The following is a 14,792-nucleotide window of genomic DNA, read 5'->3' on the forward strand; positions in this document are numbered from 1 at the left end:
CCGCTTTCGCGAAAGCCGCTTGTACGGTCAGTTTATTTCCTATGACTTATCAAGCCATTGGCTACTGTGCATGGGGTTGTTTTTCGGTTGTTGAGGTCTGGGCCCTCCAAACACGACAATGCCCCGGAGCTTTCGCGCCGGGCATTGCCTGCGAGAGATGACGCGATCAGCTCTGCGAGCGCCGCGCCATGAAGATGTCGTAGCCGACCTCGGCGACCTGGAACCAGGCGTAGCCATCGCTCGTGAACTTGGCGAGGGAGTCGTGCACCTTCTTGAAATTGGCGTTGGTCGCGCCGACTTCGGCGTGCAGCTCCTTGGCAGCCTTGTGGCAGGCATCCATGATCGGGGGCGAGAAGGCATGCAACTTGGTGCCGCCCGCGAGCAGCTTCTTCAGCGCCAGCGGATTGGCAGTGTCGTAGCGCGCCATCATGTAGTTGTTGGCGTAGTGGCCGGCCTGCTCCAGCACGCTCTGGTAATATTTCGGCAGCGCGTTCCACTTGTCGAGGTTGACGAAGGCCAGCAGCATCGGCCCGCCTTCCCACCAACCGGGATAGTAATAGTGCGGCGCGATCTTGTAGAAGCCGAGCTTCTCGTCGTCATAGGGGCCGACCCATTCGGCGGCGTCGATGGTGCCCTTCTCCAGCGCGGGATAGATGTCGCCGCCGGCGAGCTGCTGCGGCACCACGCCGAGCTTCTGGAGCACGCGGCCGGCAAAGCCGCCGACGCGGAATTTCATGCCCTTGAGATCCTCGGGCGTATTGACCTCTTTCCTGAACCAGCCGCCCATCTGGCAACCGGTGTTGCCCGCGAGCAGCGAGACGACGTTGTAGCTCTTGTAGAATTCGTTGAGCACGTCGCGTCCGCCGCCCTGCATGTACCAGGCCTGGTTGATGCGCATGTTGGGACCGAACGGCACGGCCGAGCCGAAGGTGAAGGTCGGATCCTTGCCGAAATAGTAGTAGGAGGCGGTGTGGCCGATTTCGCAGGTGCCGTTCTGCACGGCGTCGAGCACCTGCAGGCCGGGGACGATCTCACCGGCCGCGAAGATCTGGATCTGGAATTTGTTGTCGGTCGCCTCGGCGACCATCTTGCACATCATCTCGGCGCCGCCAAACAGCGTGTCGAGCGACTTCGGCCAGCTCGTCGGCATGCGCCATTTGATTTCCGGCATCGATTGCGCGATCGCGGGCGCAGCGAGCGTGGCGGCGCCGGCCGCGCCAAGTCCTGTGACCTTGATGAAGTCTCTTCTCTTCATGATTTCCTGCCCTGATGGATTGTGATTGTGAGCCTTCTTGTCGAGGCGTGGGGCCAGCATGACGCAAGGTGAGACCGAATGCCATCCCCATCGCACTGCGGCAAACAAAAAGCCCGGCCTCCACAGGAGGCCGGGCTTTCCGGTCTTGCGACTTTAGGCCTAGGCGATCAGCCGCGCGTGCGCGAGCGGATCATGAAGCTGTCGTAGGTATATTCGGCAACCTGCCACCACAGATATTCGTCGGAGCGGTAGGCCTGCATGGCGTCGATCGACTTCTTGAAATCGGCGTTCTTGGCCGAGATCTCGCCCCACAGCTCGTTGGTCGCCTTGAGGCAGGCTTCCAGCACCTCGTTGGTGAAGGGACGAAGCTGGGTGCCGCCGGCAACCAGCCGCTTCAGCGCCGCCGGGTTCTGCATGTCGTAGCGCGCGGCCATCCAGGTGTTGGCGTTGGCCGTCGCGTTGGTGAGGATCGCCTGGTAGCTCTTGGGCAGTGCATTGAACTTTTCCAGGTTGGCAAAGGCGTGGACGGTGGGACCGCCTTCCCAGAAGCCCGGATAATAGTAGTACTTGGCGACCTTGGCGAAGCCGAGCTTCTCGTCATCGTAGGGGCCGACCCACTCGGCCGCATCGATAGTGCCCTTCTCCAGCGCCGGATAGATGTCGCCGCCAGCGAGTTGCTGCGGCACCACGCCGACCTTCTGCAGCACCTGGCCCGCAATGCCGCCGATGCGCATCTTCAGGCCGGAGAGGTCGGCGACGGTCTTGATCTCCTTGCGGAACCAGCCGCCCATCTGGGTGCCGGTGTTGCCGCACGGGAAGCCGACGACGTTCGACTTCTTGAAGAACTCGTTGGCGAGCTCATTGCCGCCGCCCTGATAGAGCCACGAGTTCTGCTGGCGCGCATTGAGGCCGAATGGCACCGAGGCAAAGATCGAGAAGGTCGGGTCCTTGCCGACATAGTAGTAGGACACCGTGTGGCACATCTCGACCGTGCCGCTGGAGGTTGCATCGAGTGCCTGCAGGCCGGGAACGAGCTCGCCGGCGGCGAACACCTGGATCTGGAACTTGTTGTCGGTCATTTCGGCAACGTATTTCGCCACCTGCTCGGCACCGCCATAGATGGTATCGAGCGACTTCGGGAAGCTCGAAGTCAGGCGCCACTTGATCTCAGGCGAGGACTGCGCGATCGCCGGCGAGGCCACTGCGGTCGCCGCCGCGCCTGCTGCCGACACTTTCAGAAAATCACGACGCTTCATCTTCAGGTCTCTCCTTGCTGGGGCGTTTCCCCTTGACTTCTCTTGTGCCGCCGCTGATTCCGGCGACGCGCCGGGGCGCGTCGAACCGATGGGGCTTTGACTGCGGTGGCCTTTAACACGGAAGCCCCGCTTGCGGAACGCGACAATGGCATGACGGGGCTCTACGAAAGTCGCATGTCCCCAAAGGGTGAGGAGGCGTGCGCCGCGGACGGCCGATTCAAGCCGCCTGGATGACGCCCTTGAGCTGGTCCCGGACCTGCCCTGCAATGGCGCGGTAGATCGCCGCATGGGGACCGTCCGGTTCGCTGTCGACAACGGGATTGCCGGCGTCCGAGGTGGCCCGAATCGCCATGTGCAGCGGGATCTCGCCGAGGAACGGGACCTCGAGCTTCTCGGCCTCGTGCCGTGCCCCGCCATGGCCGAAAATGTCCGACTTGGTGCCGCAATGCGGGCACTGGAAGTAGCTCATGTTCTCGACGATGCCGAGCACGGGCACGTTGACCTTCTTGAACATGGCAAGTCCCCGCCGGGCATCGATCAGCGACAGGTCCTGTGGGGTCGAGACGATCACCGCGCCCTTGAGCGGCACGTTCTGCGCCAGCGTGAGCTGGGCATCGCCGGTGCCCGGCGGCATGTCGACCACGAGAACGTCGAGCTTGCCCCATTCGACATCGCGCAGCATCTGCGTCACCGCCGACATCACCATGGGACCGCGCCAGATCATCGCGGTCTCCTCCTCCACCAAAAACCCGATCGACATGATGGCGAGACCGAAGCGCCGAAGCGGAATCATTTTGCGCTCGTCGTTCAGCTCCGGCTTGTCGTGCAGACCCGTCAGGCGCGGCACCGAGGGACCGTAGATGTCGGCATCGAGCAACCCGACCTTGAGGCCGAGGTCGCGCAGGCCCAGCGCCAGATTGAGAGCGGTGGTCGACTTGCCGACGCCGCCCTTGCCGGAGGCGACCGCGATCACGGCGGCAACGCCCGGGATCTCCGACTGGCGTGCCATGGGCGATTGGGCGCCGCCCTGCGGCGGCGGCTTGTGGGCGTGCACCGGCTGCACGCCCGGCGTGCCGCGGCTGGGTTGCGGAGGCGGTGGCGGTGCGGAGCCCGGCTTGCGCTCGGCTGTCAGCGCCACCATGACGGTGGTGACGCTGGGAATGGCGCGGACGGCGGCCTCCGCTTCGGCCCGGATGGATTCCCAGGCCCTGGCCTCGGCGGCGTCGACATTGATCGAGAAGAACACCTTGCCGTCGGACGCGCTGATGGCACTCAGCACATTAGCATTGGTGAGCGCGACCCCGCGGGGCGACTTGATCCTGGCGAGGCTGTCGAGAACTTGTTGCTGCGTCACGCTCAAAGCGCATCTCCTGAACGGAGCCTGATCCGGACCTGGAGGGCCGCGCCAGCGCAAAGCGTGGAGCGGCTTTCCGGCAAGGTCATGCTCGAGACTTTAGGATGCCCCATTAGAGCGGAAACGCCCAAAAGGCTACTGCCTGCCGATATCGTCAGCCATCTCCGCGGGCGCGGCCCCCTGCTCGCTGGCAGCCTCGTAGTTCAGCTCGATCATGACCCCGTTGGGGTCGTAAACGAAGATCTGCCAGAGGTCGCCGCCGGGCACCTGGCGGGAGTCGAATTTCATCCCCTTGGATGCCAGCCGCTGCCTCATGCCGTCAAAGCCGCGGCTGGCGAAAGCGACGTGGTGGACAACGCCGGAATCCGGCTTTTGTGGCTCGGCCGTCGCAGAAATATCGACGAGATGCACCACCGCCTTGCCCTCGCTGTACATCCAGGCGCCGGGGAAGGCGAAGTTCGGCCGCGCGCCTTTTTCAAGGCCCAGCACATCCTCGTAAAAGCGGACGGTCCCGGCCAGATTCCGGGTCCGGATGTTGAAATGATCGAGGACGCCAACGCTCACGCCGCCCATGCTCTCGCTCCCTTTTTTTGAAGTCCTTAGGTGCCGCCATCCTAGCACAGGGGGCCGCCAAACGAAGCCGTTGCCCTCCCGGCTTAACGGTTTATGGTGCGCCTCCGATCCGCCCTCGCAGCGGAACTTCGAGGACGCCGCCTGGCGCGCCCTCGCCCGGATACAACCGTAAAACTCAAGCTACGGACAAGGTACCACAGATGGCTAAAATCGCTTTCCTCGGTCTCGGCGTCATGGGCTTCCCCATGGCCGGACACCTCGTGAAAAAAGGGGGCCATGAGGTCACCGTCTACAACCGCACCGCGGCCAAGGCGAAGGAATGGGCGGACAAGTTCGGCGGCAAGACAGCGGCGACCCCGAAGGCCGCCGCCGAAGGCCAGGATTTCGTGATGTGCTGCGTCGGCAACGACAACGATCTGCGCGCGGTCGCGACCGGCGCCGACGGCGCTTTCGCCGGCATGAGGAAGGGTGCGAGCTTCGTCGATCACACCACCGCCTCCGCCGAGGTCGCACGCGAGCTGGACGCAGCCGCCACCAAGGCCGGCTTCAAATTCGTCGATGCACCGGTCTCCGGCGGCCAGGCCGGCGCCGAGAACGGCGCGCTGACAGTGATGTGCGGCGGCACGCAAGATGCCTATTCCGGCGCCGAGCCCATCATCACAGGCGCCTATGCGCGGATGTGCAAACTGCTCGGGCCCGCCGGAAGCGGCCAACTGACGAAGATGGTCAACCAGATCTGCATCGCCGGTCTGGTGCAGGGTCTCTCCGAAGGTATCCACTTCGCCAAGAAGAGCGGCCTCGACGTCGCCGCGGTGATCGAGACCATCTCCAAGGGCGCGGCGCAGTCCTGGCAGATGGAAAATCGCTACAAGACCATGAACGACGACAAATACGATTTCGGCTTCGCGGTGGAATGGATGCGCAAGGACCTCTCGATCTCGCTGGCTGAAGCCCGCCGCAACGGCGCCACCCTGCCGGTGACCGCACTCGTCGACCAGTTCTACGCCGAGGTCGAGAAGATGGGCGGCAAGCGCTGGGATACGTCGAGCCTGCTTGCACGCCTGCAACGCTGAGGAGCGCGTGACGGTCGCTGCCGGGCAGCTGCGACCGTCACCGGCCTTGACGCTGCGCTGGCGCATCGTCAAGGCCTGACAAGCGCAATAGAGCCGAAGAACGAATTCCGGGGGGACCGATTTGCTGAGCGTGATAGCCGTCGTTTTCATCGTTGCGTATGCAGCCATCGCGCTCGAACACCCGCTCGGCGTCAACAAGAGCGCTTCGGCTCTGCTCGGAGCGGGCCTGCTCTGGACCATCTATGCGATCTCCGTTGGGGACGCTTCGCTCGTCAATCACCAGCTCGACGAATCCGTCGCCTCGACCGCGCAAATCGTCTTCTTCCTGATCGGCGCCATGACGATCGTCGAGGTGATCGACGCCCACAACGGCTTCGAGGTCATCACCTCGGTCATCCGCACCACGAAGCAGACCACGTTGATGTGGATCATCGGCTTCGTGACGTTCTTCCTGAGCGCGATCCTCGACAATCTGACGACCACCATCGTGATGGTCTCGCTGATCCAGAAGCTGATCGGCAACAAGAACGATCGCCTGCTATTCGCCTCCCTCATCGTCATCGCCGCCAATGCGGGCGGTGCCTGGACGGTGATCGGCGACGTCACGACGACGATGCTCTGGATTGGTGGACAGATCACGCCCGTCAGCATCATGAAATCGGTGTTCCTGCCGTCCCTATTCAATCTGCTCATGCCGCTGTTCATCATCGGCTACTCCGTCAGAGGGAAGGACATCGCTCCGCCGCCGCAGCGGGAAGCGCAGGCTCTCAAGGTCGAGGTGTTCGAGCGCAATCTGATGTTCTATCTCGGGCTCGGTACGCTGGTCGCGGTCCCGGTTTTCAAGGCCGTGACGCATCTCGCCCCTTTCATGGGCATCCTGTTCGGGCTGGGCATCCTTTGGCTGGTCGGCGAGATCGTTCACCGCCACAAGGACGAGGATGCGCGTCGGCCCCTCACCCTCGTCCATGCGCTGACCCGCATCGACATGAGCTCCATCGTGTTCTTCGTCGGCATCCTCTTGGCCGTCGCGTGCCTGGAGCACGCCCGGGTCCTTGAGCTGTTGGCGAAATGGCTCGACGCCACCGTCGGCCGCCTCGACATCATCGTCATCCTGCTCGGTCTCTTGAGCGCAATCATCGACAACGTGCCGCTCGTCGCTGCCACAATGGGCATGTACAATCTGGCGCAATATCCGCCCGACAGCTTCATCTGGGAGTTCATCGCCTATTGCGCCGGCACTGGCGGCTCGATCCTGATCATCGGCTCGGCCGCGGGCGTTGCCGCCATGGGACTCGAGAAGATCGAGTTCTTCTGGTACGCCCGCCGCATCGCAGGCCCCGCGCTCGTGGGATATCTGGCGGGAGCGGTGGTATACATCGTGCAGTCCGCGGTGCTGCATTGAATGGCGCAGCCGATCCAAATTAACGCCGGGTTAACGTAATTCTTTAGCTCCTTAAGTCAGCTCTTAACGATTTCTTGCCAGAGATAGACAATGCAGAAGGCCCGCGTCCGGCGTGGGCAGGAATCGTGTTGCTTGATGAGTAACCCCGCTGAAAAGCCCGAGGTTGTGCAGCTTCCGGCCGAGCCGGTGAGCGCTCCATCGGCGAGCAGCCGAAGGGCTGCGGCGCAGCGGGTGCGCGAGGCGCGCGACAAGTTAACATCCACCAGCGGAACCCGGCCGGCATTCGACGCCGAGATGCTGCGCCAATACGTCCAGACGCGGCTATCGGCTTCCTATGTCGTGATGCTGCTGGTGGTCGCGACCGGCGTGCTGTTCGGGCTGTGGATGCAGCCGATCCCGGCCGCAGCCTGGACCGCGGGCATGCTCTGCATCCACAGCGCCATGATCCGCAGTTGCCGCCGGTTCCTGATCGAGCCCAGCTCTCCAACCGCGACGCGGGCATGGCGGACGCGCTTCGTTGTGCTCGACCTGCTCTATGGCCTGTGCTGGATGGCGATCCTGATCCATCCCGTGCTCGACATGGTCACGGAAACGCTGATGATGTTCCTGATGCTGCTGGTGATCGCAGTGTCGAGCATGCTCGCCGCCAATTTGCCGATCGCGGCCCTTGCCGCCACCGCGCCGGTCGCGGTCGCGATGGCGCTGAGCTTCGCGATGACCGGCTCGCTGGACAATTACGTCCTGGCTGCGCTCGCGCTCGGCGCTGAAGGCTACTTCGTGCTGCTGGCGCATCGCCTGCACTCCTCCACCTTCGCTACGCTGGAAGCACGCGCCGAGAAGGACGCGCTGATCGGCGAGCTCGAACAGGCTAAAGCGATCTCGGATGAAGCGCGCCATCGCGCCGAATCCGCCAACGTCGCCAAGTCGCGCTTCCTCGCGCAGATGAGCCACGAGCTGCGCACGCCGCTGAATGCCATCCTCGGTTTCTCCGAGGTGATGAAGAGCGAGATTTTCGGCGCCCATGCGGTGCCGGTCTACAAGGAGTACTCGGCGGACATCCATAATTCCGGCGTGCACCTGCTCAACCTCATCAACGAGATCCTCGACCTGTCGCGGATCGAGGCCGGCCGCTACGAGTTGCACGAGGAAGCGGTGTCACTGGTCGGCATCGTCGCCGACTGCCATCATCTGATGAAGCTGCGTGCCTCGAGCCGCGGCATCACCATCCACGAGGTGTTCGAGCAGGCCATGCCGCGGCTCTGGGCCGACGAGCGCGCGATCCGCCAGGTCGTGCTCAACCTGCTCTCCAACTCGATCAAGTTCACCCCGCAGGGCGGCGAGATCTGGCTCAAGGCCGGGTGGACCGCTTCGGGCGGGCAGTATCTCTCGGTGAAGGATTCCGGTTCCGGCATTCCCGAGGACGAGATCCCGGTCGTGCTCGCCTCGTTCGGCCAGGGCTCCAACTCGATCAAGTCGGCCGAACAGGGCGCCGGTCTCGGCCTGCCAATCGCCAAGAATCTGATCGACCTGCATGGCGGCACGTTCACGCTGAAATCCAAGTTGCGCATCGGCACCGAGGTGATCGTCACCTTCCCGCCGGAGCGCGTCATGAGCGCGCTTGCGCCGCTCTCGGACGATTCTCCACCGCTCCAGCCGGAGAGTTCCGTACTGCCCGACGAGAAGCGCCGGCCGCGCCACAAGCCGATCATGAGCGCAGGCACGGGCTCATAACCAGATGCTTGCAGACATGCCCGACAATCCCCCACTATGTGCGAATGAGCAAAGAAACGCCATGCGTCGCCGTCTGCATGATCGATCCCAGGACCAAACTATGCTTCGGCTGCGGCCGGACCTTGCCCGAGATCGCTCGTTGGCACGCCATGGAAAGTGCGGAACGGCTCGCAGTCATGGCCCTGTTGCCGACACGCATGACGGAAGCTGGATTGGTGCCGATCCCGGTATCTCCGGAACGCACCTGACCGGCCTACGCGCCTCCGGAGGCGCGCAATGATCCGCTTCCTCCTCGTTCTCGTTATGCTTGCCGGCACGGCAGGTGCGGTCGTCGCCTATGGCGATCCCGAGCAGATCGCGCGCGCCAGCCACAAGGTCTCGCACATTTTCCGCGCGCAGACGGCGACGCCCGCCCCCGCCGTGCAGATCCCACGCGGCCAGGGCGGCGAATTTGCGCTGCGTGCGAAGATCAACGGTGTCGCAGCGCCAATGGTGATCGATACCGGCGCGACGTCGGTGGTGCTGACCTGGGAAACCGCGAAAGCAATCGGCCTGCCGCTCGAGATGCTCGAATACGATGTCGATCTCGAAACCGCCGGTGGTCATACCAAGGCAGCCCGCCTCACGCTCGAGCGCCTCTCCGTCGGCCATCTGGTCGAAAAATCGGTGCCGGCCCTCGTCGTCCAGCGCGGACAGATGAAGACCAATCTGCTCGGCATGAGCTTCCTCGACCGCCTGGAAAGCTGGGGCGTCCGCGCCGACAAGCTGATGCTCACGGGCTATCCCGAACTTCAGAGCGGCCACCGCCGCTCGCGCACGGCGATGGACTAGCCGACTTACGCCGCCTCGGCCGCCGCGCGTGCACCGACGCGCGCGATCGCATCGCGCAGCACCTCAAGGCCGGCGCCCGGCTTCACGCCTTGCTCTGCGAGATGGCGACGGAAGGCCCGTGCGCCGGGGACGGCGTGGAATGCACCGACGAAATGCCGCGTGATCGCATGCAGCCGCGTCCCGCGCGCGAGTTGCTGCTCGATGTAGGGCATCATCGCCTCGAGTGCATCCTGCATGGACCCATGCGGGGCCGCCTCGCCGAAGATATCGGAATCGACGGACAGCAGCCGCCACGGCTCCTGATAGGCGGCACGGCCGAGCATCACGCCGTCGACATGTTCGAGATGCGCCTTCGCCTCGTCAATTCCGGGAACGCCGCCATTGATGATCACGGGAACGCCGGGCATTGCGCGCTTGAGGCGATAGACGCGCTCATAGTCGAGCGGCGGGATGTCGCGGTTCTCCTTCGGCGACAAACCGTTGAGCCAAGCCTTGCGGGCATGCACGATCACCGCGTCGCAGCCGGAGGCGACCACCCCGCGCGCAAGCGCATCAAGCGCAATTTCCGGATCCTGGTCGTCAATGCCGATACGGCACTTCACCGTCACGGGAACGGCGACGGCGCGCTTCATTGCTTCGACGCACCTCGCCACCAGCTCCGGCTCCGCCATGAGGCAGGCGCCAAAACGACCATCCTTGACGCGATCGGACGGGCAACCGACGTTGAGATTGATCTCGTCATAGCCGAACGCCTCGCCGATCGCCGCCGCCTGCGCGAGCTCACGCCGGTCCGAGCCACCAAGCTGAAGCGCGACCGGATGCTCCATCGCGTCGAACCCGAGCAGCCGCTCCCGGTCGCCATGAATGATGGCGCCAGTGGTCAGCATCTCGGTATAGAGCAGCGCCCGCCGCGTCAGGTGACGATGGAATACCCGGCAGTGCCGGTCAGTCCAATCCATCATTGGCGCCACGGAAAAGGGATAGTCTTGATGTTTCAATCGTTTACCTATGCTCTTAATGGAATGGAAGAAGAACGTGTGCACTCCAAATTAGCCGAAATTGCACACGTTTGTACCCGTTTTGACCTTGCACACATAGTGCACGCGAAAGCCGAAGTGCACATGCGTGGCGACCTTCACTCAATTGGGATCGGGAAACTGGTGGGTTCAAGTCCGCCGCAAGAACCGTTATGTGGCCGAGACGTTCCGGCGGCGCAAGGACGGCGAGGAATGGGCGCTCGAGATGGAGCGCAACATTGCCTGCAACGGGTCGTCCAAACCACGCGTGGTGCGGGACGTTCGCACATTTGGCGATCTGATTGATCTGCACGACGAAGACATGCGCGAGGTTGGAAAGCTCCCTTGGCGCCTCGGCCAGGCTTGGCGCAGCGCGTCATTGGGAATTGAGCCGGGCCGACGGTGGACCGCTTTATGCGGTCTGTCCGCTAACCGGCAGCTATCACGAGAACGGACATCCGATCCATTTGGCTGAAGCAGCGTCGTTCAATGCCTGAACATCAGCAGCTCGCCGCGTCAGCACCGCCCGTTGATTGATGTAGCCCTTGTCGGTTATTTCACCAAAGTCCACGGACGGCGGTTCGCTCAGCAACAGCGCACGCGTAGCATGGTTTGAGGACCCTCCTCCGCTCTGGGCCTTCAACCTGGAAAGACCAGCCGCAACCGCCTCGCGTACACCTGGATGATTGAGAATATCTTCGCACGTGGCACCATCCGGCAATTGAGCAAGTGCGCGACACGCTGCCAGATTAGGAAAGACAAGGAGCCTGACTTCGTCCTCGCCCTGCCCGCAAACAACGACGTCCTGTGCCACCCCCGCAAAGGCGGCGACTGCGTTGACGCGCAATGTGCCGACGTTCACCCAGGTGCCGGAATTGAGCTTGAAATCTTCTGCCACGCGGCCGTCGAAGTACAGCCCACGGCCTGGACGGCCGGGATCCGCGAGTTTGACGGCATCGCCGATGAGGTAAAAGCCTTCTTCATCGAACGCCTTTGCGGTGAGCTCGGGCGCCTTCCAGTAGCCTGGCGTGATGTTGGGTCCGCGGACGCGGACCTCGAGCTTGTCACCGGAAGGTAGGAGCTTCAGCTCAGTGCCCGGGGTCGGCACGCCGATGTTGCCGGACCGCTCCGCCTGGAAGTGGCAGTCGGTCGCCAGCGGCGACGTTTCCGTGGAGCCCCACGCGGAGACGAGAGGCACGCTTGTTCCGATCGTACTGACCGATAGCTGGCTCAACGCATCCCATAGATGCTGCGGCAGCGCAGCTCCCGCGTAGAAGATAATCTTCACTCCAGCAAAGAACCGGCGCCGCAGCTCCTGATCGCCGCGTAACGCCGTAACGAGCATGTCAAATCCGCGCGGGACGTTGAAGTAGACAGTCGGCACGATGCTGCGCAGGTTGGCCAAGGAGGTGTCGAATAGGCCAGGCATCGGCTTGCCTGCGTCGATGTAAAGTGACCCTCCATTCCGGAGCACCAGATTGAAATTGTGGTTGCCACCAAACGTATGGCTCCAAGGCAGCCAATCCACGATGACGAGCTTGCTGCCGGCATCGTTGACGAAAGGCCAGACCTGCGCCTTTGCTTGCTGACTCGATGTCATCATCCGCTGCGTATTGATGACCGCCTTTGGCGCCCCCGTTGAGCCGGACGTGAACAGAAGCTTGCCGACCGTATCGAGCGATACGGCTCGAAATGCTTCAGCAGCAGCGGCGCTGGAGGGAGCGCTGACGAGATCTTTGAAGGAGATCGCGCTGCCAACATCACGAGAGCCGCTGATCAGCCTGGCATTGTGCAGCGGCTGTATCGCCTGAAGAGCGGCTGCAAACTGCCTGGTGTTTGCAACATAGATGGCGCCAGGCTCAAGCAGCTTGATCATCGCCTTGAGTTTCTCGAAGTCTTTCGACATCAGTGAGTATGCAGGTGAGATGGACGCGACCGGCACCCCCACATGCATCGCGCCCAACGCGAGCAGCGCGTGCTCAATACTGTTGTCCGAAAGAATGGCTAAGGGCGTTTGCGGGGTAAGGCCTTGCGTCAGAAGCCAGCTACCGATCGAACGGACCTGCTCGAGCGCCTGGCCATACGTCACCGTGTTCCAAGCGGTGTCGACTGCCGTCCTTTCCCCGAGGAATATTCCGTCCGGCGCCTTAGAGCCCCAGTGCTCGAGCCAATCCCCCGCGCATCGCGCAAAGGGCTCGAGCGGGCTCAGCGAGCGCAGGACGATCGCGCCATCCGGACGGTATTCGGCCAAGATACTGGGTTCGGCGAAGAGAAGCTCGGACCGGTTCTGGGAGATTACGGAAACAGAGCTCATGGGACCTGCCTCAAGGCTTCACAGCCCACTCCGATGCGACGGAGATCGGCTTGAGCGTACAGAAATCTGTGCGAAAAAACACTTGGCCCCCCGAAGAGGGCCAAGCAGTGGTCGGGAGAAAGTTTAGAAAGCGGCTTTGACGCCCACATTGATCCCATAGAAGTTACCATCGTTGCGGCGAAGGTGGTGTAGGCATTGATCATTCCACTGACATTGCCTCCAAGCTGGGCTGCAAGCCCCGCTAAGACCTTGCCATAGCTCTGGTTGCTAGGACTGACAGGCGTAAGGATGGGCAACAGCAGCGTCGTCGTCTGCGTCGTTGTGATGATCCGGCCGTCACCAAGGAAGTCGTGCTCCGCCGTGAGGTTCACATAGGGCTGTATCTGGCGCCGCCGAATGAGACGGGAAGCCTCACCTGGACGCCGGCACTCCCCGTCAAGCTCTGCAGGTCTTGCCTGCCGACGATTTGAGTCAGCAGGACGTCGCCGGTCTCTATGTAACCTGCGATTGACTCATGAGTGTAGGTCAAAGCGCCGATCGGGCCAACTCTGAAGTGGGCGACGCCGAACAGACAGCCCGCCTTTGCGGCGACCGTGAAAAGCTCGGCACGGCGCGATCGGCAGATCGTAACGACTGTCGGTGGTACGAACCGACGGGTCGCGCCATGATCCGCATCAGCCGTTCGATCCGGCCGCGGCTGGCGCCACGTCCTTGCGTCCGCAGAGCGGCATGCACCCGCGGGCTGCCATAGCGCTGACCACTAGCTCTCTCGCCCAGTGAATGCTGCCGCACAGAAAATCTGCTCTCGGTCAAAGAGCGAATTTCTCAGTCGGTGGGCAACCCAATGCGGCGTGCAGTATCTCCCCTGTCCATCCAACCGTATTGTCCAGGAACTGCCTCGATGCAGCCTGCCGCAATGGCACGGCAAATTCATCCCATCATGACCTGGCCCGGACTCGTGCCGCCCGCACGATTTTGATCCGACTTTTCTGGCAACTCGGGCCAACTGCGAGGATGCCCATCCGCTCCATCAAGCCGCAGACTACGCTCGCTTGATCCTTCAAACAACGCCTCGGAGCTCCGAGGCGCGCTCAAACAAGGCGTTGCGCACGTCGGAAATGACATGGTCCCAGTCGCCCGACACCCTCTGATGAAACAACGTCAGGCTAGGATACCATAAGGAGCGAGATCCCGCTAACGGCCAGCGCCAGTCGCAATCGGCATGCAATAAGACCCATGCATCACACCCAAGGGCTCCGGCAAGATGCGCAACCATCGTGTCGACGCAAACCACGAGGTCGAGCTGCTGCAAGACGTGACCGAGAGCCACAACGTCAGGCGTGCTGATGTCGATCGCGCCGATCTCGGCCAGTTCGGCTGCCCCGGCCCCGAGCTGGAGCGAGCAGAGCGTTACGCCTGGAACGGACAGACGCCGCAACAGCGCGGGTGGAATCGCCCTACGCTTGTCCCAATTTCCGACTTCCCAAATCAGTCCGACGGCAGGGCCTCCGGCTTGCGGGAGCGTCGGCGCGACCACTGGGGGCAGCGCGAGATAAGGTGCCCGCATCTCGATCTGGTCCCGACTCGCCTTAATGGCGTGTGGCACCTCCATAATCTCGATATCCACCTCGAACTGATGATCAGGCGCACGGTCATGGAGAGCAAAGGCGCGATCGACGCCATCCGTTCGCTCCACCAACGGCAGAAGCTCGCCTTGGCACCAGACCGTGACGCTGCGCGCAATATAATGAAGCGGCCGCATGAAGCGAAGGAACTGGATGGTATCGCCCAGCCCATGGTAACAACGGACCAGCACGTTCTTGCCGTTCAGGTCTTCCCCCCGCCAGATCCGCTGGAGGTGGCGCGGTCCCATGTGCTTGGGCGGGTGCGCGATCTCAATCAGATCACGATCATTGATCTCCCAGGCACGAGCGAAATCGCCCGCACGCATCGCGTCGATCCAACTGCTCGACATGCGCGGTTCCGG

The 14,792-nt window shown here is 62.8% G+C and carries 13 protein-coding genes and 1 pseudogene; 6 read left to right on the top strand and 8 right to left on the bottom strand.

Features of this window, described 5'->3' with window-relative positions; translation table 11 throughout:
• Positions 1-166 precede the first annotated feature (166 nt).
• The 4 genes from IVB28_RS19210 to IVB28_RS19225 form a co-directional block, all read right to left on the bottom strand.
• Entirely contained in the window at positions 167-1,255 is a 1,089-nt protein-coding gene (locus IVB28_RS19210) for a TRAP transporter substrate-binding protein (protein ID WP_247528168.1), read from the bottom strand.
• Positions 1,256-1,422: 167 nt separating this feature from the next.
• Positions 1,423-2,511, bottom strand: coding sequence for a TRAP transporter substrate-binding protein (locus IVB28_RS19215; RefSeq protein ID WP_247528170.1), 1,089 nt, complete (start codon positions 2,509-2,511; stop codon positions 1,423-1,425).
• Between the two features lie 217 nt (positions 2,512-2,728).
• Entirely contained in the window at positions 2,729-3,871 is a 1,143-nt protein-coding gene (locus IVB28_RS19220; protein ID WP_247528172.1) for an Mrp/NBP35 family ATP-binding protein, read from the bottom strand.
• Between the two features lie 129 nt (positions 3,872-4,000).
• The gene (locus IVB28_RS19225) at positions 4,001-4,438 is read right to left on the bottom strand and encodes a VOC family protein (RefSeq protein ID WP_247528174.1); all 438 of its coding nucleotides are present in this window, start codon (positions 4,436-4,438) and stop codon (positions 4,001-4,003) included.
• Positions 4,439-4,638: 200 nt separating this feature from the next.
• Between IVB28_RS19225 and IVB28_RS19230 the strand changes: the two genes are divergently transcribed.
• The 5 genes from IVB28_RS19230 to IVB28_RS19250 all read left to right on the top strand — a co-directional run bounded on the left by IVB28_RS19230 (position 4,639) and on the right by IVB28_RS19250 (position 9,475).
• On the top strand, positions 4,639-5,511 hold the full coding sequence (locus IVB28_RS19230) for an NAD(P)-dependent oxidoreductase (protein ID WP_247528175.1): 873 nt from the start codon (positions 4,639-4,641) through the stop codon (positions 5,509-5,511).
• 121 nt (positions 5,512-5,632) lie between these two features.
• Positions 5,633-6,913, top strand: coding sequence for a sodium:proton antiporter NhaD (gene nhaD, locus IVB28_RS19235; RefSeq protein WP_247528176.1), 1,281 nt, complete (start codon positions 5,633-5,635; stop codon positions 6,911-6,913).
• A gap of 135 nt (positions 6,914-7,048) precedes the next feature.
• Positions 7,049-8,644: a HAMP domain-containing sensor histidine kinase gene (locus tag IVB28_RS19240; RefSeq protein ID WP_247528177.1), complete on the top strand. Its 1,596-nt coding sequence runs from the start codon at positions 7,049-7,051 to the stop codon at positions 8,642-8,644.
• A gap of 44 nt (positions 8,645-8,688) precedes the next feature.
• Positions 8,689-8,892 carry a DUF1289 domain-containing protein gene (locus IVB28_RS19245; protein WP_247528178.1) on the top strand — a complete coding sequence of 68 codons (204 nt, stop codon included), beginning with the start codon at positions 8,689-8,691 and terminating at the stop codon, positions 8,890-8,892.
• A gap of 28 nt (positions 8,893-8,920) precedes the next feature.
• Positions 8,921-9,475: a TIGR02281 family clan AA aspartic protease gene (locus tag IVB28_RS19250; RefSeq protein WP_247528179.1), complete on the top strand. Its 555-nt coding sequence runs from the start codon at positions 8,921-8,923 to the stop codon at positions 9,473-9,475.
• A gap of 5 nt (positions 9,476-9,480) precedes the next feature.
• Here IVB28_RS19250 and dusA read toward each other — a convergent pair whose 3' ends face one another.
• Positions 9,481-10,473 carry a tRNA dihydrouridine(20/20a) synthase DusA gene (gene dusA, locus IVB28_RS19255; RefSeq protein WP_256466995.1) on the bottom strand — a complete coding sequence of 331 codons (993 nt, stop codon included), beginning with the start codon at positions 10,471-10,473 and terminating at the stop codon, positions 9,481-9,483.
• Between the two features lie 127 nt (positions 10,474-10,600).
• Between dusA and IVB28_RS19260 the strand changes: the two genes are divergently transcribed.
• Positions 10,601-10,966: a hypothetical protein gene (locus tag IVB28_RS19260; RefSeq protein ID WP_247528181.1), complete on the top strand. Its 366-nt coding sequence runs from the start codon at positions 10,601-10,603 to the stop codon at positions 10,964-10,966.
• Here IVB28_RS19260 and IVB28_RS19265 read toward each other — a convergent pair.
• The 3 genes and pseudogenes from IVB28_RS19265 to IVB28_RS19275 form a co-directional block, all read right to left on the bottom strand.
• Entirely contained in the window at positions 10,934-12,805 is a 1,872-nt protein-coding gene (locus tag IVB28_RS19265) for a feruloyl-CoA synthase (protein ID WP_247528182.1), read from the bottom strand. The two genes, IVB28_RS19260 and IVB28_RS19265, sit on opposite strands and share 33 nt — an antisense overlap.
• 608 nt (positions 12,806-13,413) lie before the next feature.
• Positions 13,414-13,561: pseudogene (locus IVB28_RS19270) on the bottom strand (IS3 family transposase); the annotation flags it as partial.
• Positions 13,562-13,865: 304 nt separating this feature from the next.
• The gene (locus IVB28_RS19275) at positions 13,866-14,780 is read right to left on the bottom strand and encodes a hypothetical protein (RefSeq protein ID WP_247528183.1); all 915 of its coding nucleotides are present in this window, start codon (positions 14,778-14,780) and stop codon (positions 13,866-13,868) included.
• Positions 14,781-14,792 lie beyond the last annotated feature (12 nt).

Source organism: Bradyrhizobium sp. 199 (assembly GCF_023073355.1).
GTDB lineage: Bacteria > Pseudomonadota > Alphaproteobacteria > Rhizobiales > Xanthobacteraceae > Bradyrhizobium.